Source organism: Streptomyces speibonae, from assembly GCF_984686075.1.
The window spans coordinates 2,452,092-2,472,425 of record NZ_OZ480260.1; the positions used below are offsets into that span (position 1 = coordinate 2,452,092).

Annotated in this window: 21 protein-coding genes; 4 read left to right on the forward strand and 17 right to left on the reverse strand. The window is 70.5% G+C overall.

Annotation, left to right across the window (positions count from 1 at the left end):
- Positions 1–134 precede the first annotated feature (134 nt).
- From ligA to AC5L3C_RS10720, 5 genes are all read right to left on the reverse strand, one after another.
- A complete protein-coding gene (ligA, locus tag AC5L3C_RS10700; RefSeq protein ID WP_493648677.1) occupies positions 135–2,330 on the reverse strand; it encodes an NAD-dependent DNA ligase LigA in 2,196 nt (731 codons plus the stop codon).
- A gap of 14 nt (positions 2,331–2,344) precedes the next feature.
- Complete coding sequence (locus AC5L3C_RS10705; protein WP_493648678.1) at positions 2,345–3,346, reverse strand: methionine synthase; 1,002 nt, start codon at positions 3,344–3,346, stop codon at positions 2,345–2,347.
- 191 nt (positions 3,347–3,537) lie between these two features.
- Entirely contained in the window at positions 3,538–4,236 is a 699-nt protein-coding gene (locus AC5L3C_RS10710) for an SDR family oxidoreductase (protein WP_493648679.1), read from the reverse strand.
- Positions 4,237–4,254: 18 nt separating this feature from the next.
- Positions 4,255–4,788 carry an LOG family protein gene (locus AC5L3C_RS10715; RefSeq protein ID WP_493653819.1) on the reverse strand — a complete coding sequence of 178 codons (534 nt, stop codon included), beginning with the start codon at positions 4,786–4,788 and terminating at the stop codon, positions 4,255–4,257.
- A 1-nt stretch (position 4,789) separates the two neighbouring features.
- Positions 4,790–5,593 (reverse strand): class I SAM-dependent methyltransferase, encoded by an 804-nt coding sequence (locus AC5L3C_RS10720; RefSeq protein WP_493648680.1) that lies wholly within the window; start codon positions 5,591–5,593, stop codon positions 4,790–4,792.
- Between the two features lie 90 nt (positions 5,594–5,683).
- Here AC5L3C_RS10720 and AC5L3C_RS10725 point away from each other — a divergent pair, with 90 nt between their 5' ends.
- Together AC5L3C_RS10725 and AC5L3C_RS10730 are read left to right on the forward strand one after the other, a co-directional pair.
- The gene (locus tag AC5L3C_RS10725; protein ID WP_493653820.1) at positions 5,684–5,992 is read left to right on the forward strand and encodes a DUF427 domain-containing protein; all 309 of its coding nucleotides are present in this window, start codon (positions 5,684–5,686) and stop codon (positions 5,990–5,992) included.
- An 81-nt stretch (positions 5,993–6,073) separates the two neighbouring features.
- Entirely contained in the window at positions 6,074–6,853 is a 780-nt protein-coding gene (locus AC5L3C_RS10730) for an alpha/beta fold hydrolase (protein WP_493648682.1), read from the forward strand.
- 43 nt (positions 6,854–6,896) lie between these two features.
- Here the strand turns inward: AC5L3C_RS10730 and mnmA are convergent, their stop codons facing one another.
- Complete coding sequence (gene mnmA / locus AC5L3C_RS10735) at positions 6,897–8,027, reverse strand: tRNA 2-thiouridine(34) synthase MnmA (protein WP_493648684.1); 1,131 nt, start codon at positions 8,025–8,027, stop codon at positions 6,897–6,899.
- 60 nt (positions 8,028–8,087) lie between these two features.
- Between mnmA and AC5L3C_RS10740 the strand changes: the two genes are divergently transcribed.
- A complete protein-coding gene (locus AC5L3C_RS10740) occupies positions 8,088–8,786 on the forward strand; it encodes an N-acetylmuramoyl-L-alanine amidase (RefSeq protein WP_493648686.1) in 699 nt (232 codons plus the stop codon).
- A gap of 46 nt (positions 8,787–8,832) precedes the next feature.
- Here AC5L3C_RS10740 and AC5L3C_RS10745 read toward each other — a convergent pair whose 3' ends face one another.
- From AC5L3C_RS10745 to AC5L3C_RS10760, 4 genes are all read right to left on the reverse strand, one after another.
- Entirely contained in the window at positions 8,833–9,411 is a 579-nt protein-coding gene (locus tag AC5L3C_RS10745; protein ID WP_493648688.1) for a hypothetical protein, read from the reverse strand.
- 29 nt (positions 9,412–9,440) lie between these two features.
- Positions 9,441–10,610, reverse strand: coding sequence for a cysteine desulfurase family protein (locus AC5L3C_RS10750; RefSeq protein WP_493648690.1), 1,170 nt, complete (start codon positions 10,608–10,610; stop codon positions 9,441–9,443).
- A 67-nt stretch (positions 10,611–10,677) separates the two neighbouring features.
- Entirely contained in the window at positions 10,678–10,944 is a 267-nt protein-coding gene (locus AC5L3C_RS10755) for a DUF4190 domain-containing protein (protein WP_493648692.1), read from the reverse strand.
- 41 nt (positions 10,945–10,985) lie between these two features.
- On the reverse strand, positions 10,986–11,153 hold the full coding sequence (locus AC5L3C_RS10760) for a hypothetical protein (protein ID WP_125504089.1): 168 nt from the start codon (positions 11,151–11,153) through the stop codon (positions 10,986–10,988).
- 112 nt (positions 11,154–11,265) lie between these two features.
- Between AC5L3C_RS10760 and AC5L3C_RS10765 the strand changes: the two genes are divergently transcribed.
- Positions 11,266–11,907 carry a TetR family transcriptional regulator gene (locus AC5L3C_RS10765; protein WP_493648695.1) on the forward strand — a complete coding sequence of 214 codons (642 nt, stop codon included), beginning with the start codon at positions 11,266–11,268 and terminating at the stop codon, positions 11,905–11,907.
- 331 nt (positions 11,908–12,238) lie between these two features.
- On the opposite strand, the gene AC5L3C_RS10770 is transcribed toward AC5L3C_RS10765, so the two are convergent.
- The 7 genes from AC5L3C_RS10770 to AC5L3C_RS10800 form a co-directional block, all read right to left on the reverse strand.
- On the reverse strand, positions 12,239–13,099 hold the full coding sequence (locus AC5L3C_RS10770) for a thioesterase family protein (protein ID WP_493648697.1): 861 nt from the start codon (positions 13,097–13,099) through the stop codon (positions 12,239–12,241).
- 63 nt (positions 13,100–13,162) lie between these two features.
- Positions 13,163–13,822, reverse strand: a complete 660-nt coding sequence (locus AC5L3C_RS10775; protein WP_125510035.1) for a trimeric intracellular cation channel family protein — start codon at positions 13,820–13,822, stop codon at positions 13,163–13,165.
- Between the two features lie 80 nt (positions 13,823–13,902).
- The gene (locus AC5L3C_RS10780) at positions 13,903–15,204 is read right to left on the reverse strand and encodes an ABC transporter ATP-binding protein (protein ID WP_493648699.1); all 1,302 of its coding nucleotides are present in this window, start codon (positions 15,202–15,204) and stop codon (positions 13,903–13,905) included.
- Positions 15,201–16,202, reverse strand: coding sequence for an ABC transporter ATP-binding protein (locus tag AC5L3C_RS10785; protein ID WP_493648701.1), 1,002 nt, complete (start codon positions 16,200–16,202; stop codon positions 15,201–15,203). Before AC5L3C_RS10785 ends, AC5L3C_RS10780 begins: the two co-directional genes overlap by 4 nt.
- Positions 16,203–16,208: 6 nt before the next feature.
- Positions 16,209–17,168, reverse strand: coding sequence for an ABC transporter permease (locus tag AC5L3C_RS10790; RefSeq protein ID WP_125504094.1), 960 nt, complete (start codon positions 17,166–17,168; stop codon positions 16,209–16,211).
- 2 nt (positions 17,169–17,170) lie between these two features.
- Entirely contained in the window at positions 17,171–18,175 is a 1,005-nt protein-coding gene (locus tag AC5L3C_RS10795) for an ABC transporter permease (RefSeq protein WP_493648703.1), read from the reverse strand.
- Between the two features lie 109 nt (positions 18,176–18,284).
- Positions 18,285–19,952 carry an ABC transporter substrate-binding protein gene (locus AC5L3C_RS10800; protein ID WP_493648704.1) on the reverse strand — a complete coding sequence of 556 codons (1,668 nt, stop codon included), beginning with the start codon at positions 19,950–19,952 and terminating at the stop codon, positions 18,285–18,287.
- Between the last annotated feature and the right edge of the window lie 382 nt (positions 19,953–20,334).

The window sequence follows — 20,334 nt, forward strand, 5'->3', positions numbered from 1 at the left end:
CTGGGCACGGCAGGCGCACATCTCAACAGTAGGCCGCGGAAGGCTTTCACGGGCACCGGTCGCCGACGGTTGCCCGAATGCGCCCCAGCCACCCGTATGCATCTGGTATGCGCCGATCGGGTGGGGTTCAACCGTTACTCCTCGGCCGAAAGAGCGACCTCGGCCGCGGCCTCCGGGCCCTGCTCGAGAAGGACTTTGAAACCCTCTTCGTTCAGAACCGGAACCTTCAACTGCATCGCCTTGTCATACTTTGACCCGGGATTGTCACCCACCACGACGAACGACGTCTTCTTGGAGACGGATCCGGTCACCTTCGCGCCCTGGTTCTGGAGTGCCTCTTTCGCGCCATCGCGGGTGAAGTCGTCCAGGGTTCCGGTCACCACGACGGTGATCCCTTCCAGCGGACGCGGCCCCTCGTCCTCCCCCGACCGCTCGTCCTCCATGCGCACACCCGCCGCTTTCCACTTCCGGATGATCTCGCGGTGCCAGTCCTCGGCGAACCACTGCTTGAGCGAGGCGGCGATGGTCGGACCGACCCCCTCGGTGGCCGCCAGTTCCTCCTCGGAGGCCTGCTCGATGCGGTCGATGGAGCGGAACTCACGGGCCAGCGCCTCGGCCGCGACCGGACCGACATGACGGATCGACAGGCTGGTCAGCACCCGGGCCAGCGGACGATCCTTGGCCGCGGCGATGTTCGCCAGCATCGCGACCGTGTTCTTCTTCGGCTCGCCCTCCTGGTTGGCGAAGACCGTGACGATCTTCTCCTCGCCGGTCTTCGGGTCCCGCTTGGGCAGCCCGCTGTCCTGGTCGAGGACGTACGCCTTGATGGGCAGCAGCTGCTCGACGGTGAGGTCGAAGAGGTCGCCCTCGTCCTTCAGCGGCGGCTCCTCGGGCTCCAGCGGCTTGGTCAGCGCCGCCGCGGCGACATAGCCGAAGTGCTCGATGTCCAGCGCCTTGCGCCCGGCGAGATAGAACAGCCGCTCCCGCAACTGGGCGGGACAGGTGCGGGCGTTGGGGCACCGCAGGTCGACGTCGCCCTCCTTCATCGCCTTCAGCGGCGTACCGCACTCGGGGCACTCGGAGGGCATCACGAACTCGCGCTCGCTGCCGTCCCGCAGGTCGGCGACGGGCCCGAGGATCTCCGGGATCACGTCACCGGCCTTGCGCAGCACCACCGTGTCCCCGATGAGCACGCCCTTGGCCTTGACGACGTCCTGGTTGTGCAGGGTGGCGAACTCGACCTCGGAGCCCGCCACGGTCACCGGCTCCACCTGCGCGTACGGCGTGACGCGGCCGGTGCGGCCCACGCCCACCCGGATGTCGATCAGCTTGGTGTTGACCTCCTCCGGCGCGTACTTGTACGCGATGGCCCAGCGCGGGGAGCGCGAGGTGCTGCCGAGGCGCCCCTGCAGCGGGATCTCGTCGAGCTTGACGACGACGCCGTCGATCTCGTGGTCCACGGAGTGCCGGTGCTCGCCGTAGTAGGCGATGAACTCCCGTACGCCGGCGAGGTCGTCGACGACCCTGTTGTGCTCCGAGGTGGGCAGGCCCCAGGCCTTGAGCAGCTCGTAGCCCTGGGAGAGGCGGGTCAGGCCCTTGTAGCCCTCCAGGACGCCGATGCCGTGCACCACCATGTGCAGCGGGCGGGTCGCGGTGACCCGCGGGTCCTTCTGGCGCAGCGAACCTGCCGCCGCGTTGCGCGGGTTGGCGAACGGCTTCTCGCCCGCCGCGTTCAGCCGCGCGTTGAGCTCCTGGAACTTCTCCATCGGGAAGTACACCTCCCCCCGGATCTCCACCAGGTCCGGCACCTTGTCGCCCTTCAGCCGGTCCGGGATCTCCGCGATGGTGCGCACGTTGGGCGTGATGTCCTCGCCGGTGCGCCCGTCGCCGCGGGTGGCCGCGCGGACCAGCCGCCCCCGCTCGTAGGTCAGGTTGACGGCGAGGCCGTCGACCTTCAGCTCGCACAGGAAGTGGAACTTCTGCTCCCCCAGCTCCTTGTGGATGCGCTCGGCCCAGGCGGCGAGGTCCTCGTCGTTGAACGTGTTGTCCAGGGAGAGCATGCGCGAGACGTGCTGCACGGAGGTGAACTCCGTCTCGTAGGCCCCGGCGACCTTCTGGGTCGGCGAGTCCGGGGTGCGCAGCTCCGGATGCTCCTCCTCCAGCTCCTCCAGTTCGCGCAGCAGCCGGTCGAATTCGGCGTCGCTGATGACGGGGGCGTCGTTCACGTAGTACCGGAAGCGGTGCTCCTCGATCTGCTCAGCGAGCCTGGCGTGCTTCTCCCGCGCCTCGGCTGGCACGCTCGTCGTCTCCGCTTGCTTGTCGCCGGCCACCGTGTGTCCTCCCGTTACTCTGGGTTGTCCGCGAGCGATCTCGCCGCCCGGACGCAGTGGGCGTAGGCCGTGCGCGCGTACGCGGGGGAAGCCCCTGCGAGCCCACACGCCGGGGTGAGCGTGACCGCCTCCGGGAGAAGCCCCGGCCGCAGCCCCAGCCTGCGCCACAGCGTCCTGACACCCATGACGCTACCGCCCGGGTCTGACAACGGGCCGTCCGTGCCCGGGACGACACCGGCGAGCAGCCGGGTCCCGCCCTCCACCGCTTCCCCGATCGTCTCGTCGTCACGCTCGGTGAGGAGGGAGAAGTCGAAGGAGATGCCCGCCACGCCCGCCCGGCGCAGCAGGGCGAACGGGACGTCCGGTGCGCACGAGTGGACCACGACGGGCCCGTCGCCGTGAACCCCGACGACGTCCCGCAGTGTGGCCTCCACGGTCTGCCGGTCCACCGCGCGATGGGTGCGGTAGCCGCTCGCGGTCCTCACCTGTCCGCGCAGTACGGCGGTGAGGGACGGTTCGTCGAGCTGGAGGACGAGCTGCGCGCCGGGCACCCGCCGCCGCACCTCGTCGAGGTGGAGGCGGAGTCCTTCGGTGAGGGAGGCGGCGAGGTCGCGGCAGGCGCCGGGGTCGGAGAGGGCGGCCTCGCCGTTCCTCAGTTCCAGGGCCGCGGCGAGCGTCCACGGGCCGACGGCCTGGACCTTCAGCGGGCCCTGGTACTCCTGTGTGAACTCCTCCAGGGCGTCGAGGTCCTCGCCGAGCCAGGAGCGGGCGCGCCTGGTGTCGCGGCCCGGGCGGTCGCCGAGGCGCCAGCCGCTGGGCTCGACGCGGGCGTACAGCTCCACGAGCATCCCGGCGGTTCGGCCGATCATGTCCGCGCCGGGGCCGCGGGCGGGGAGTTCGGGGAGGTGGGGGAAGTCCTCGAAGCTGCCGGTGACGGTTTTCGCGGCTTCCCGGGCGTCGGTGCCGGGGAGGGAGCCGATGCCGGTGGCGGGGCCGAAACGGTGGTTGGCGTTCACAGGGGAAGCGTACGCAGTGGGTGGGCGGGGGTTTTCGCCCCCGCCGCCCCTTCCCTCCCCCACTCTCGGCTTCGCTCGAGCGGGAGGTACCCCCATCGTCCCCCGGGGCAAGCCCCCGGACCCCCCTTTTCGGCCCTTCGGGCCTCGTCCTCAAACGCCGGACGGGCTGGGTTGTGCGGGACGAGCCGGCTTTACCGTCCCGGTCTCACCGTGACGTCGTTGATCTCCGCGTCCCTCGGGAGGTCCAGGGCCGTGACGATGGTCGTGGCGACCGAGTCCGGGTCGATCCACCGGGCGGGGTCGTACTCCTTGCCCTCCTGCTGGTGGACCTTGGCCTGCATGGGGCTGGCCGTGCGGCCGGGGTAGACCGAGGTGACCCTGATGCCGGCCGCGTGCTCCTCGTGGCGCAGGGAGTCGGCGAGGGCCTTGAGGCCGTGCTTGGAGGCCGCGTAGGCGGACCAGTCGGCGTGGGCGTTCAGGCCGGCGCCGGAGTTGACGAAGATCACGTGGCCGCGGCTCGCGCGGAGCTGGGGCAGGAAGTGGCGGGTGAGCTCGGCGGGCGCGACGAGGTTGACGTTGAGCTGGTGCCGCCAGGTCTTCGGGGTGAGCTCACCGACGGGGCCCAGGTCGACGACGCCGGCGATGTGGAGCAGGGAGTCCACGCGGTCCGGGAGCGACTGGTGGGAGAAGGCCCAGCTGAGCCGGTCGGGGTCGGCGAGGTCGCCGACGAGGGTGCGGGCACCGGGGAACCCGGCCGCGAGTTCCTTCGCCCGGCCCGCGTCGCGCGCGTGGAGCACGAGGTCGTCCCCGCGCGCGTGCAGGCGGCGGGCGACGGCCGCGCCGATGCCGGAGCCCGCTCCGGTGATCACATGGGTAGCCATGACCGCCATGCTCGCACCACCGGGCGCTCATGCCATGCCGAGGCTCTCCTCCAGGTAGGCGAGCGCGCCCACCGGCTCCTCGGCGAAGAACACCAGGTCGGTGAGCGGGCGGGGCAGGAACCCCTCGTCCTCCATGCGGCGGAACTGTTCCTTGAGCCCGTCGTAGAAGCCGGCGGTGTTGAGCAGTACCACGGGCTTCTCGGTGCGGCCGTGCTTCTTCAGCTCCAGGATCTCGGTCGCCTCGTCGAGGGTGCCGGTGCCGCCCACCATGATGACGACGGCGTCCGCCTTCTCCAGCAGCAGGCGCTTGCGCTCACCGAGGTCCTGGGCGATCACCATGTGGTCGATGCCCGCGCGTGCCTTCGCCGCGAGGAACTGCACCGAGACGCCCATGAGCCGGCCGCCCGCCTCCTCCACGCCGTCGGCCACGACCTTCATCAGGCCGACGTCGGAGCCGCCCCACACCAGGGTGTGACCGCCCTTGCCGAGAAGCCGGGCGAACTCCCGCGCGGGGTGCGTGTAGCGGTCGTGGAGGTCGGCGGCGGAGAGGAAGACGCAAATGTCACGGCCTCACCGTACTGGCCCGGTCGGACATCGTGGTGAGCCGCATCTTGGACTGCCGGTGCGGCAGTTCCTCCCAGTCCGCCATGAACTCCGCGGCCAGACCGTACCGGGCGGCCAGTTCCGCCAGGGTCTGTGTGCGGTAGTAGAAGTCCTCGTGCAGCACCTGGTGCTCCTCGCCCTCCGTGCGGTCGAAGGTGAAGTCGAAGAGCCCGCCGGGCGCCAGTACCCGGCCGACGTGCGCGAAGCACTCCTCGATGACGTGCAGGGGCGAGTGCGAGAAGACGCTGTGCGCGTGGACGACGTCGAAGTGGCCGTCGGGCAGGAAGGCGAAGGTGAGGTCGTCGGCGAGGGTGAGGTGGGGCAGCTTGGCCTGGAGCCCCTCGCGGACGAGGGTGTCCTGGGCGGCGAGCAGGATGTGCGGCGAGATGTCGATGCCGTAGTAGTGGCCGGGTTCGAGGTGGTCGATGAAGAGCCGGCCCGCGCGGAGGTTGCCGCAGCCGATCTCCAGCATCCGGTGGTGCGGCCGGAGGCCGTGGCGCACCAGGTAGTCGAACTGCATCCGGCCGATGCGCGCCCACTGCTCGCGCGAGGGATTGTGGCCGACCGCCGCCTCGGCGCTGCGGGCGGCGTCGGAGGCCATCACCGCGCGGTAGTAGGCGATGTGGTCGCGGTACCGCAGCCGCAGCCAGGCGTCGCGCAGGGCGCGCCGCGCGTGGGCGGGGACGCGGCCAGGATGCCCCAGGGCATAGCGGGCGCGGTGGGCGAGGGTCCCCCGGTTCCTGCGGGTGTCCTTTGCTCCCATGGCGCCTCCTCGGGAAGAACTCCGCTACAGCGTGCGCTGTAACCGCCGAGTCGGCTACCCGAAGGAGCGATCGTGACCCTACGTGATCACATGACCATCGAACCCAGTGAGCGGCACGTGCGCGTGGTGCACGGCGGGCAGGTCCTGGCGGAGAGCGACCGCGCGCTGGTGCTGCACGAGAGGGGCTGTCCCCCTCGGTACTACATTCCGCCGGAGGACGTACGTCTCGACCTGCTGACGCCGTCGGAGACACGGACGCGCTGCCCGTTCAAGGGGGAGGCCTCCTACTGGTCGCTGCCGGACGCCGAGGATCTGGTCTGGGCGTATCAGGAGCCGAACGTGGACGCGGCCGCCCCGATCAAGGGCCACCTGTGCTTCTACGAGGTGGACGTGAGCTGATGGCGTGGACGGGTTGCGATCGGCGGACGCGCCCGCCCGCCTCCCCGACGATGTCCGTGCCGTGCGGCAGTCTGGTGTGACATGGACAAGAACATCACTTCGCGCGACGGAACGTCCCTGGCGTACGAGAGCGCCGGGCGGGGTTCCACGATCGTCCTCGTCAGCGGGGCGATGTCGACGGGCGCCACGGTGGCACCACTGGCGGCGCCCCTGTCGGAGCGGTTCCGGGTGGTCGTCTACGACCGCCGGGGCCGCGGCGCGAGCGGCGACACGGCGCCGTACGCGGTCGAACGCGAGGTCGAGGACCTGGCGGCGCTGATCGAGGCGATGGGCGGCGAGGCGGCGCTGTACGGCGTCTCCTCGGGCGGCGCGCTGGCGCTCCGGGCCGCGGCGAGCGGGCTGCCGGTGCGTCATGTCGCCGTCTACGAGACGCCGTACGCGATGTCGGACGAGGATCTCGCGGAGCGCGCCCGGTACACCGAACAGCTGGCGGCGGCGCTCGCGGAGGGGCGGCGCGGGGACGCGGTGGAGCTGTTCCTGCGGCTGACCGGACTGGACGAAGGGGTCATCCAGGGCGCGCGGCAGTCCCCGATGTGGGCCGGGATGGAGTCGATGGCGCCGAGCCTCGCCCACGACGACGCCGTGATGGGCGACGGAAGCGTGCCGCGCGAGCTGCTGTCGTCGATCCGTGTGCCGGTGCTGTCGATCGCGGGGGACGCGAGCCCCGCGTGGATGCGCGAGGCCGCGCGGGCGATCGCCGAGTCGGTCCCCCGGGGCACGTACCGCACCCTGGAGGGCCAGACCCACATGGTCGAGCCGGACGTCCTGGCGCCGGTCCTCGCGGAGTTCTTCGCACGGTGAGCGCCGGGCCGCCCCGGGCACGCGGCCCGGGGGCCGGGAGCGCTCAGGCCACGTCCGCCGTGGCCCGCACCGTCGACGCGATCGTCGCCGAGCCGACCACGCGGGTGCCGTCGTACAGCACGATCGCCTGGCCGGGGGCGACGCCGCGCACGGGCTCGGTGAAGCGGACCCGCAGCTCCCCGTCGACGAGTTCCGCGGTCACCTCGGTCTCGCCGCCGTGGGCGCGCAGCTGGGCGGTGTAGGTGCCGGGTCCGGACGGGGCGGCGCCGCACCAGCGGGGCTTGATCGCGGACAGGGCCGTGACGTCCAGGGCCGCCGCGGGGCCGACCGTGACCGTGTTGTCCACCGGGGAGATGTCGAGGACGTAGCGGGGCTTGCCGTCGGGGGCGGGGGTGCCGATCCGCAGGCCCTTGCGCTGGCCGATGGTGAAGCCGTACGCGCCCTCGTGGGTGCCGACCTTGGTGCCGGACTCGTCGACGATGTCGCCCTCGGCCCTGCCGAGACGGTTCGCGAGGAAGCCCTGGGTGTCGCCGTCGGCGATGAAGCAGATGTCGTGCGAGTCGGGCTTCTTGGCCACGGCCAGTCCGCGCCGCTCGGCCTCCGCGCGGATCTCCTCCTTGGTGGTGACCGTGTCGCCCAGCGGGAACATGGCGTGGGCGAGCTGGCGGTCGTCGAGCACGCCGAGCACGTACGACTGGTCCTTGGCCATGTCGGAGGCGCGGTGCAGCTCGCGGGTGCCGTCCGCGCGGAGGATCACCTTGGCGTAGTGGCCGGTGCAGACCGCGTCGAAGCCGAGCGCGAGCGCCTTGTCCAGGAGCGCGGCGAACTTGATCTTCTCGTTGCAGCGCAGGCAGGGGTTGGGGGTGCGGCCCGCCTCGTACTCGGCGACGAAGTCCTCCACGACGTCCTCGCGGAAGCGGTCGGCGAGGTCCCAGACGTAGAAGGGGATGCCGATGACGTCGGCGGCGCGGCGGGCGTCGCGCGAGTCCTCGATGGTGCAACAGCCCCGCGCGCCGGTACGGAACGACTGGGGGTTCGCGGACAGGGCGAGGTGGACGCCGGTCACGTCGTGGCCCGCTTCGGCCGCGCGGGCGGCGGCGACGGCGGAGTCGACGCCGCCGGACATGGCGGCCAGGACGCGGAGGGGGCGGAAGGGCTGCGGGGTGTCAGTCATAACCCCTCCAGGGTACGGGTGCGGTGGAACCCCGGCCGCCGAGAACCCGTTTACAGGAATATGGGAGAGCACGGAGAGAGCAAGGAGTCCGAGGACGGGGACCGACGCATAGGCCGGCGTGCCCTGATCGTGGGCGGGGCGGCGGCCGGTGTGGGCACCGCGGTACTGGCGCGGGACCAGTTGGCGCGCCTGTGGTGGCGTCTGCCCGGTGTGGAGAAGTCACGCGAGCAGGGCGCGGTGGACTACGCGGGGGCCCGCTGGGTGGCGGCCTCGGACGCCAACTGGCGCAGCGCGGACCGGCCGGACGACTTCCGCATCGACATGGTGATCGTCCATGTCACCCAGGGCAGTTTCGACAGCGCGGTGAGCGCGTTCCAGGACCCGGGTCACAAGGCGTCGGCGCACTACATCGTCGGCCAGGACGGCCGGGTCACCCAGATGATCCGCGAGCTGGACGTGGCGTACCACGCGGGGAACCGCGACTACAACGAGCGCAGTATCGGCATCGAGCACGCGGGGTTCGTGGACCGGCCGGAGGACTTCACCGACGAGATGTACGAGTCCTCGGCCCGCGTCACGGCGCGCATATGCGCCCGCTACGGCATCCCGGTCGACCGGAAGCACATCATCGGCCATGTCGAGGTCCCGGGCACGGACCACACGGACCCGGGCCCCCACTGGGACTGGGACCGCTACCTCGAGCTGGTCCGCCGCGCCGGCACCTCGGGGAACACCTCGAAGGCCACGTCGGGCGCCTGAGCGGACACGACCGCCGGGTCCCCCGGAGTCCGCGGGCGCAAGTCCGTCACTGGAAGATCTCCAGCCAGTCCGGCGACCTGCCGAAGAAGGCGCGGACGGCACCACCCCGGGTGAGGTTGCGGGTGTTGACCCCGACCATCACGACGGCCAGCGCCAGGTCCGTGGCGTCGGCCGGACCGGAGACGGTGAGGACGGCTTTCTTGTCTGCGCCGCTGCCCTGGCGGCCGGTCCGTATCTCGACACCGCCGCGGATCAGGGCGCGGTCGCGGTGGCGCCGGCTGGTGGCGAGATAGCGGTACTCCCGTCCGTCGACCCGCATGCGCAGAGCCCGTCCGGCCCTGGTCTGTGCCCAGCGGTTGCGCTTGACGCGGATCCCGGCCCCGCCGACGACGAGCTGCGCCAGGTGCAGGGAGGGTTTGCGGCCGCGGGCCCAGCCGCTGAAGCCGGTCGCGGGGACGGTGTCGCCGCTGACCTGGGTGGTGTAGCGGTCGCCGTGCCGCTTCGCCGGATAGGTCAGTTCGACCCGCCCGAACTCCCCCGCCGTGCCGCGGTAGCCGAAGGTCCAGGCCGCCCGGTGCCCGGAGCGGTCCTCCCAGCGGTCGAGCGTGTAACGGTGCTGCTGCATGCTTCCTTCCCCGACGCGCACTCGGCCGTCTACGTCAGGCCTGCCGCGCGGGCGCGTTCGACCGCGGGGCCGATGGCCTTGGCCAGGGCCTCGATGTCCGCCTCGGTGGAGGTGTGCCCCAGGGAGAAGCGGAGGGTGCCGCGGGCCAGGTCGGGGTCCGTGCCGGTGGCCAGGAGGACGTGGCTGGGCTGGGCGACGCCGGCGGTGCAGGCGGAGCCGGTGGAGCACTCGATGCCCTGGGCGTCGAGGAGCAGCAGCAGGGAGTCCCCCTCGCAGCCGGGGAACGTGAAGTGGGCGTTGGCCGGAAGCCGCCCGCCGGGGTCGGGGTCGCCGCCGAGGACGGCGTCCGGGACGGCGTCGAGGACCGCGGCGACCAGCGCGTCGCGCAACCGGCCGATCTCGCGGGCGAACCACTCCTGCTGTTCGGCGGCGAGCCGTCCCGCCGCCGCGAAGGAGGCGATGGCGGGGACGTCGAGGGTGCCGGAGCGGACATGACGCTCCTGACCGCCGCCGTGCAGCACGGGTACGGGGGTGTGCTCGCGGCCCAGGACCAGCGCGCCGATGCCGTACGGGCCGCCGATCTTGTGGCCGGAGACGGCCATCGCGGCGAGCCCGGACGCGGCGAAGTCCACCGGGATCTGGCCGAAGGCCTGGACCGCGTCGGAGTGCAGCGGGACGCCGAACTCGGCGGCGACCTCGGCGAGTTCACGGACCGGCAGGAGGGTCCCGATCTCGTTGTTTGCCCACATGACGGTGGCGAGGGCGACGTCGTCGGGGTTGCGGGCGATGGCCTCGCGCAGGGCCTGTGGGTGGACCCTGCCGTACGCGTCGACCGGCAGGTACTCGACGGTGGCGCCCTCGTGCTCGTCGAGCCAGTGGACGGCGTCGAGGACCGCGTGGTGCTCGACCGGGCTGGCGAGGACCCGGGTGCGGGCCGGGTCCGCGTCGCGGCGGGACCAGTACAGGCCTTTGACGGCGAGGTTGTCGGCCTCCGTGCCGCCGGAGGTGAAGACGATCTCGCTGGGGCGGGCGCCGAGTGCTTCGGCGAGGGTTTCCCTGGCCTCCTCCACGACGCGCCGGGCGCGGCGACCGGCCGCGTGGAGGGAGGAGGCGTTGCCGGTGACGCCCAGGTGCGCGGTGAGCGCCTCGACCGCCTCGGGAAGCATCGGGGTGGTCGCGGCGTGGTCGAGGTAAGCCATGGTGGGGCCGATTCTACGGGGCCCGTGCGCCGGGGCGGGTCCGCGGTCGGCCGGATCGCGCGGCGGCTCAGAAGCTCCAGGAGATCGTGCCGTCCGCCTGCATGAACGCCGCGAGGACGAGGAGATCGGCGACGCCGAGTCCGAGCCCGAGGAGGGCGCGGCCGCGCCGGGGCGTGCCCCGCCACAGCGCGACGACGGCCAGCACGATGGCGGTGGGGCCGAGGAAGACGTTGAGGACGAGCAGGCCCAGCAGGCCCAGGACGAAGGACGCGACGGCCATCCCGTCGGCGTCCTGGATTCCGGTGCGCCGGCCGGCCGGTGCGGTGAGGTGCATGGTGATCGGCTCCCAGGTCGAGTGGTCAGCGTGCCGAGTGGTCAGCGTGCGGAGGTGCCGCGACGGCGGCCGTGGTGCTCGCGCAGGGCGAAGACGCCCAGCCAGACGGCGATGACGGCTCCGGCCGCCACGGAGAAGGACAGCGGTGCGTGGGCCACGGTGCCCAGGACGACGCCCAGCAGCAGGAGCGCGGCGACGAGGAACAGCATGAGTGGATCCCCCAGAGTCGGTGAACGTTTACGGTTACACTTGTTCACTGACTATCCAGCCTAACGGGACTCAGGCCTTGCGATTCCGGAGAACAGTTGTTAACTGCATGGTATGAGTCACATTCCCGGCGTCCGGCAGGCGCAGAAGCGGAAGACCCGGCAGGCGCTGCTCGACGCGGCGCTGAAGCTGCTCGAGGGGCAGAGCCTGAGCAGCCTGGGCCTGCGTGAGGTCACCCGCGCCGTGGGGATCGCGCCGACCGCCTTCTACCGGCACTTCCGGTCGATCGAGGACCTGGGCGTGGCGCTGGTCGAGGAGGCGCTGGGCAGTCTGCACCCGATGATCCGGACGTCGGTGGCGACGACGGGGGACGGCGAGGAACGCATCGCGCGGGCGCTGGAACTGATCGCCGGTCATGCGGACGCGTATCCGGCGCACGTGCGGTTCGTCACGCGGGAGCGGCATGGCGGAGTGCGGGTGGTGCGGGAAGCGATCCGCGACCAGTTGGGGCGGTTCACCGTGGAGGTGGGGGAGGCGCTGGCCTCGGATCCGGTGTCCGCGGGGTGGAGTGCGGAGGATGTGGGGATGCTGGCGCAGTTGTATGTGGACCTGATGCTGGGGACTGCGTCGCTGTTCCTGGAGGCGTCGGGGGACGAGACGGGGGAGGCTCGGGAGCGGGTGGCTCGGGTGGCTGCTCGGCAGATGCGGTTGATCGGGATCGGGCGGGAACACTGGCTGGATCGGCGGGGTGGGTGAGGCCGGCCTTTTCCGCCCCCGCCGCCCCTTCCCGTCCCGTCCCCGGGGGCGCTGCCCCCGGGCCCCGCATCGGCCCTGAACGGGCCTCGTCCTCAAACGCCGGACGGGCTGGGTGGGCTACCCCGACGGACCCGGGCGCCCCCGGGCGGGACGGGTCCCCCGACGGGCCGGGGGCACCCCTAACAGACTGGACGACCATCCCGACAACCCAGGCCGCCCCCCAGACAGCCTCAGCACGCCCCGCACGAAATAGGACCCCCGACCGGCCCGGGGTGCCCCCGGACGCGATGGGCGTGGCCCGGGTGGTTGGGCGTGCCGCCGGGTGGATTGGCTACGCCAGGCGGACTCTTGCCAGTTGGCGGGACTGGGCTACCAGGCGGTTGTCGGTGTCCCAGACTTCGGCGTCCTCCTCCAGGAAGCCGCCGGCCAGGTTGCGGGTGGTGACCGAGACGCGGAGCGGGCCCGGGGCCGGGCGGGAGCGGACGTGGACGGTCAGCTCCACCGTGGGGACCCAGCCGGAGAGGCCCATCTCGAAGGCGGTCGGCGGCAGCGCGTCCACCGCGAGCAGCAGCGCCAGCGGGTCCGGGTCCCGGCCGTCGGCCAGGCCGAACCAGGCACGCATCTCCCCCTTGCCCGAGGGCTGTCCGAGCGCCCAGCCGAGGGTCGAGGGGTCGAGCTTGAGCATCAGGCGCTCAGTGATGGCGGAGCTGCCGTCGATGGGCGTGGGTCCGTCCGCGGGGCCGAAGCACTGCTCCATCGGCGGGATCGCGGGCGGCCCGGCCGTCGTCCGCACGTCGGCGGGGAGCGAGTCCAGGTCGCCGTAGGAGGCGAGCACGCGGATGCGCTCCACCTCCGCGCCCTGCTCGTCGAACTGGAACAGGGACGCCTGACCGGTGGACAGCGTCCGCCCGGTGCGCGCGGTCTCGGTGCGGACCACCGCCGGACCCGGCCGGGACGCGGTCAGATAGTGCGCCGAGACGGTGAACGGGTCGGGGTGCGGCAGGGCGTCCGCGAGCGCACGGCCCAGAACGGCCAGCAGGTAGCCGCCGTTGACGGCGTTGAGGATCGTCCAGCCGGCGGAGAGGTCGATGTCGTAGACGCCGGGAGCCCGCCGGGTGAGAGCGGTGTCGCGGTCGAACTCGCTGGCGCCGATCACGGCCCGGGCGGCCGGGGCGGTGGCTGCTTCTGGCATGGCTGAACAGTACAATAAGATAATACTAAGCGGTAGCTTTGCCCTCCGCCCCGGTCGGACCGCCTACTCCTCCTCCCGGACCGTCGACCGGCGGTGCCACGCGCGGGGCGCCCGCCAGTGGTAGCGCATCGCGAGCAGCCGCAGCACGAAGGCCGTGACGGCGGCGGAGGAGCTGGTCACCGGGTTCAGCGCGTCGTAGCGGATGCACAGCGCGACCATCGTGGCGCCCACGATGGCCGGCACCGCGTACAGATCGCGGTCCCAGCGCAGCAGTGAGGGCACCTCGTTGGCGAGCACGTCGCGCAGCACACCGCCGCCGACCGCGGTGGCCAGACCCAGACAGGCGGAGGCGGTCAGCCCGAGGCCGAAGTCGTACGCCTTGGTGGTCCCGACGACGCAGAAGAGGCCGAGACCGGCCGCGTCGAAGACGTTGACGGCCGCCTGGATGCGCTCCACGTGCGGGTGCAGGAAGAACACGAGCACCGTGGCGATCAGGGGCGTGAGGAAGTAGCCCAGGTCCGTGAAGGCGGCGGGCGGTACCGCGCCGATCACCAGATCGCGGAAGAGCCCTCCGCCCAGGGCGGTGACCTCGGCGAGCACGGCGATGCCGAAGACGTCGAAGTTCTTGCGGACGGCCAGCAGGGCACCCGAGATCGCGAAGACGAAGATGCCGATCAGGTCGAGCACATGCAGGACGGACGGACTGAACAGTTGCTGGAGCACCCGTACATTCTTACTCAGCAAGCACCCCTCGCCTTCCAAATCAAGGCGAGGGGTGGGTTGAGCTTGCTGTCTTCGGCGGGTTAACCGGCTGCCTTGTCCGCCTTCTCGGCCACGGCGGGCGCCGCCTTCTTCTCGGCCTTGTCGTCGGTCGCCTCGGCCTTCTCGGCCTTCTTCTCGGTCGCCTCGGCCTTCTTCTCGGTCGCCTCGGCCTTCTTCTCGGTCGCCTCGGCCTTCTTCTCGGCCTTCTCCGCCTTCTCCGCCTTCAGGAGCTCCTGCTTCGGCGGGCCCGGCTGCTCCGGCACCTTCGCCGGTGCCGGGGTCTCCGGCGCCGGGGCGTCGTCCACACCCTCGCGCGTGGCGGACACGACCTCACCGGCGGTCCGCTTCAGCGTCCCGGCCGCGATCTCGTCGGCGTAGTGGCACGCCACCCGGTGGCCGCCGCCGATGTCCCGCAGCTCGGGCCGCTCGGTCGAGCAGCGCGAGGCCTGGGCCCAGGGGCAGCGGGTGTGGAAGCGGCAGCCGCTCGGCGGATTCGCCGGGGAGGGCAGGTCACCGGTGAGCAGGATGCGCTCGCGCCGGTCCTCCACATCCGGGTCCGGCACCGGCACCGCCGACATCAGGGCCTTGGTGTACGGGTGCTTCGGCTCGGCGTAGAGCGCGTCGCTCGGCGCCTCCTCGACCAGCGAGCCCAGGTACATCACACCGATCATGTCGGAGATGTGCCGGACCACCGCGAGGTCGTGGGCGATCACCACATACGTCAGGCCGAGTTCCTCCTGGAGCTCGTCCAGCAGGTTGATGACCTGGGCCTGGACCGACACGTCGAGCGCGGAGACCGGCTCGTCGCAGATGATCACGTCCGGTTCGAGGACCAGCGCGCGGGCGATGCCGATGCGCTGGCGCTGCCCGCCGGAGAACTCGTGCGGGTAGCGGGAGAGGGCGTTGGAGGGCAGGCCGACCTTGTCCAGGATCGACTTGATCTTCTCCCGGCGCTCCTCCTGGTCCTTGCCGATGCCGTGGGCGATCATGCCCTCGGACAGGATCGACTCGATGTTCTGCCGGGGGTTCAGCGAACCCAGCGGGTCCTGGAAGACCATCTGCAGCCGGCGACGGATGCGGCGCAGTTCCTCGCCGGGCAGCTTGGCCAGGTCCGTGCCGTCGAGAACGACGGACCCCTCGGTGATGTCCACCAGCCGCAGCACGGACCGCCCGAGGGTGGTCTTGCCGCAGCCGGACTCGCCGACCAGGCCGTAGGTCTGGCCGGCCTCGACCTTCAGGGAGACCCCGTCCACGGCGTAGACGTGGCCGACCGTGCGGTCGAAGAGGACACCCTTCTTGATGGGGAAGTGGACCTTGACGCCGTCCAGTTCGAGCAGGCTCATGCGGTGACCTCCTCGGCCTTCGCGTCGTCGAGTACGGGATTGACGCACCGCACCTGGTGACCGGCCCCGCGGGGTTCGGAGAGCTGCGGGGTGCCGGTCAGGCAGCCCATCTCGTACCGGTCGCAGCGGGGCGCGAAGGCACAGCCGTCGGCCCAGGCGATGCGGTCGTTGATGGAGCCGCGGATCGGGTGGAGGGGCTCGCCCCGGGGCGCGTCCAGACGCGGGATGGAGCCCAGCAGCCCGTGCGCGTAGGGGTGGGTCGGGTGGCCGAAGAGCTCGCGGCGCCCGGCGGACTCCACGACCTTGCCGGCGTAGAGCACGTTGACCTGGTCGCAGAGACCGGCGACCACACCGAGGTCGTGGGTGATCATCAGCAGGGCGGTGCCCTCCTGGTCCACGAGTTCCTTGAGCAGCTCCAGGATCTGGGCCTGGATGGTCACGTCGAGGGCCGTGGTGGGCTCGTCGGCGATGAGCATGCGGGGGGCGCAGGCCACCGCCATGGCGATCAGCGCACGCTGGCGCATACCGCCGGAGAGCTGGTGCGGGTACTCCTTGAGCCGCCGGGTCGGGTCGGGGATGCCGACCCGGTCCAGCAGGTGGGCGGCCTCCTTGCGTGCGGCCTGCCCCTTCATCGCGCGGTGGCGCTCGAGGATCTCGGTGACCTGCACGCCGAGCGGCACGACCGGGTTGAGCGAGGACAGCGGGTCCTGGAAGATCATCGCCATCTCGCTGCCGCGCATGTCACGGCGGGCGGACGGGCTCATCGTGAACAGGTTCGCGCCGTCGAAGTCGGCACGGCCGCCGATGGTGACGCCCTTGTGCGGCAGCAGTCCCATCAGGGCGAGGGACGTGACGGACTTGCCGCAGCCGGACTCGCCGACCAGCCCCACGACCTGGCCCTGGTCGACCTCGAAGGAGACGCCGTCGACCGCCCGGGACTCCTTGCGGCCGCGGCCGCCGAAGGTGATGGTCAGTTCGTCGACAGTGAGCAGTGACATGGTGGTTCAGCCCCTCAGCTTCGGGTCGAGGGCTTCCCGCATGGCCTCGCCGAGGAGGGTGAAGCCGAGGGCGGTGATGATGATGCCGACGGCGGGGTAGACCGCCATCATCGGCGCGTTGTCGAAGAAGCGCTGCGCCTGGGTGAGCATGACGCCCCACTCGGGGATGGCCGGATCGGGGTTGCCGAGGCCCAGGTAGGACAGGGCGGCCGCCTCGATGATCGCGGTGGCCAGGGAGAGCGTGGCCTGCACGATCACCGGGCTGAGCGAGTTGGGCACGATCTGCGAGAGGACGATGCGCCGCTTGCGCACCCCGAGGGACCGGGCGGCGAGCACGTAGTCCGCGTTGCCCTGGGCCAGCATGGAGCCGCGCAACAGCCGGGCGAAGATGGGGATCTGCACCACACCCACGGCGATCATCACCGTGGTCAGGGACTGGCCCATGACGGCGGCGATGGACACGGCCAGCAGCAGCGAGGGCATCGCCAGCATGATGTCGATGAAGCGCATGATGACGGAGTCGATGCGCTTTCCGGTGTCACCGCCGAGGGTGGCGAAGGCGCCGGCGAGACCGCCGATCACGAAGCCGACGATCAGGCCGATCATCGTGGCGACGACGCCGACGAGCAGCGTCTGGCGGGCGCCGACCAGGATGCGGGAGAACATGTCGCGGCCAAGGTGGTCGAGCCCGAACCAGTTCTCGCCGCGCATGCCGACGAATTCGCCCCGGTTGGGGAAGACCTCGCCGCGCCAGGTCTGGGCGGTCGGGGAGAACGGGGCGACGAAGGGCCCGATGATCGCGAGAAGGACGAACAGGGCGATGATGACCGCGCCGACGATCGCCATCTTGCTGTGCCGCAGGCGCCGGAACGCCTCCCGCCACAGGCTGGCCCCGGTGCTGGTCTCCTTGGTGGCGGCGAGTTCCGCGAGGCGCTGGATCTTGTCTGTCTTGGTGGCCACACTCATGGTCAGTGCACCCGCACTCTCGGGTCGATGAGGCTGTACGCGAGGTCCACCAACAGGTTGATCAGGACGTATATCAGCGCGATGAACATGATGAACCCGACGAGCACGGGGTAGTCACGGCCGTCGATCGCGGTCCGGATGAAGGAACCGATGCCGCCGAAGGTGAACACCGACTCGGTGAGGACCGCGCCGGACAGCAGCGAGCCCGTGAGCAGACCGACCGAGGTGACCACGGGGAGCAGCGCGTTGCGCAGCACGTGCCGGTTGCGGATGACGCCGCGCTTGAGGCCCTTGGCCTCGGCGGTGCGCACGTAGTCCTCGTCCTGCACCTCGAGGATGCTGGCGCGGGTCATGCGCACGATCACCGCGAGCGGGATGGTCGCCAGTGCGATGGCCGGGAGGACCAGGTGGGTGATGGCGTTCCAGGAGGCGTCGAACTCGCCGGTGAGGATGCCGTCGAGGACGGCGAAGCCGGTGACCTTGGTGGCGTCGATGCCGGTGTCCAGGCGGCCGTAGCTGGGGAAGAGTCCCATGTTGACGGCCAGGACGCCCTTGAGGATCTGCGCGAGGAAGAAGACCGGGATGCAGATGCCGATGAGCGAGCCGGAGACCGCGCCGACGTCGAGCCAGCCGCCGCGCTTGCGGGCGGCGAAGTAGCCGAGCGGGATGCCGACGGCCACGGCGAGGAGGATCGCCGTCAGGGACAGTTCCACGGTCGCGGGGAACCGCAGGACGAACTCGTCCCACACCGGCTGTCCGGTCTGGGTGGAGGTGCCCAGGTCGAGTTCGAAGATGCGCTTGAGGAAGCGCCAGTACTGAACGTAGACGGGCTGGTCCAGCCCGAGAGCACGGTTGATGCGCGCCACTTCGGCCTCGGTGGCCTTTTCCCCCAGGATCGCTGAGGCGGGTCCACCGGGCAGCCGGTCGAGCCAGAGGAAGAGCAACACCGACAGTCCGAGCAGCGTGGGTATGAGCTGGAGCAGTCTTCGTACGACGAGACGCAGCACCCCGCATGCCCCTTTCTTGCGTGGTTTCTTACATGAATGGACCCGCCCGGCCGCCGAGTTGCGGCGGCCGGGCGGAACCCCCCGTTTGGTTCACCTGCCGGTCGAGCGGCTACTTGAACGAGGTCTCGGCGAAGACTTCCTGCGTCAGCGGGGAGACGTTCGGCGGGTTCACGTTCTTGGCGAACGCGATGGCCGGCGGGGAGGAGGAGATCGGGACACCCGGGAGGTAGTCCATGATGGCCTCGTTGGCCTTCGCGTAGGCGGCGATGCGCTCCTCGCCCACGAGCTCCGAGCCGGCGTTCACGGCGTCGAAGACCTTCTTGTCCTTGAAGCCCCACTGCTTGTCGAACTCGGCGAACCAGGTGCCGATGAAGTTGTAGCCGTCGTTGAAGTCACCGGTCCAGCCGAGCATGTGCAAGGCGCAGGAGCCCGACTCGGTGGCGTCCAGGTAGTCCGGGGCCCACTTCATGGCCTTGGGCTTGACGGTGATGCCGGCCTTCTCGAGGTCGGACTTCATCAGCTCGAACAGGTCCTGCGGGGCAGGCATGTACGGGCGGGTGACCTCGGTCGGGTAGCAGAACTCGATCTCGAGCTTCTCCTCACCGGCCTGCTTCAGGAGGTCCTTGGCCTTGGCGGTGTCGAAGGGGTACTGCGTGACCTTCTTGGAGTAGCCCTCGATCGTGTCCGGCATGAACTGGTCGGCGACCTTGCCGCCCTCGGGCAGCTGGGTCTTGACCAGGTTCTCCTTGTCGATCGCCTGCGCGATGGCCTGGCGGACTTCCTTCTTCTCGAGGGCCTTGTTGGCCTCCTGGCTCATGCCGACGTAGAAGAGGTTGAAGACGCCACGGGTCGGGACGACGTAGCCCTCGTCCTCGAGGGTCTTGACGTCGGCCGGCGCGACCAGGTCGTAGCCGTCGATGTCACCGGCCTGGAGCGCCTGGCGGCGGCCCTCTTCGGTGTCGATGGTGCGGAAGACCAGGTTCTTGATCTTCGCCTTGTCGCCCCAGTAGTCGTCGAAGCGCTCAAGGGTGACTTCCTTGTTGCCCTTGTTCCACTTCGTGATCTTGTACGGGCCGGTGCCGGCGACGGTGCCGGCCTCCTGGCTGTACTTGGGGTACGTGATGGCGTCGCCCTTGGCGGTCGCCTCCTGCTTCTCGTACTCCTCGATGGCCTTCGGCGAGTGGATCGCGAGGGCGTTGAGGGAGAAGCCGCCGGGAAGGTTGGCGGAGGGCTCCTTGACCTCGATGACGGCGGTGTGCTCGTCCTTCGCGGTGCAGGACTTGTAGTTCGCCTCGGGCGTCTCGGGGTCTTCGTTCTTCTTGAAGCCGCCCATGATGGTCTGCCAGTAGTAGGAGACCGCGCTGGACTGGTAGGTGCCCGTCCAGTTGAACCAGTGGTCGTAGTTGGCGCAGACGGCCGCGGCGTTGAACTCCTCGCCGTCGTGGAACTTCACGCCCTTGCGGAGGTTGAAGGTCCAGACGGTGCCCTCGTCGTTGCTCGACCACTTCTCGGCGAGGCCGCCGACCAGCTCGGTGCCGCCGGACTCGTGCTCGAGCAGGGCCTCGAACGCCTGCCGCGTCACACGGAAGGTTTCACCGTCACTCGCGAGGGCAGGGTCGAGAGAACCCGGGTCACCGGCACCGGCGAAGACGAAGGTGTCCTTCGAGCCGTCGCTCTTGTTGTCACTGTCCCGCTCGCTGGAGCAGCCCGTGGCAATCAGACCGACCGCCACCGCGGCCGTGATCGCCCGAGCGACTCGGGACTTGGGTATGCGCATATTGGGGCCACTCCGGGTCCGCTATGTGGATGCATCTTGACCGGCCGAACACTACAGACGTTCGCAGTCAGTCAGGAACAGTCCGGATAGCGGTGATACCTACCTGAGATCTGAACACTTGACATAAGGGATGCTTCAGGCAGCCGACCGTCGATTTTTAACCCCGGAGACACAAAATCCGGCCTCCGCGGGCCCGTCCGGAGATCGGGAGATGGCGTAAAGACGCCGTGAAACCGCAGGTGACACGTGGTCAACGGGTCGTCGCTCCGCGCGTATGGCCGAAAATCTGACGCGAAATCAACCCCCGTCCCACCCGGGTCCGCCCCGTCGGCGGACGTGTCCACCTGGTGGACACATGGTGACGCTGAGTCACCGGGGCACG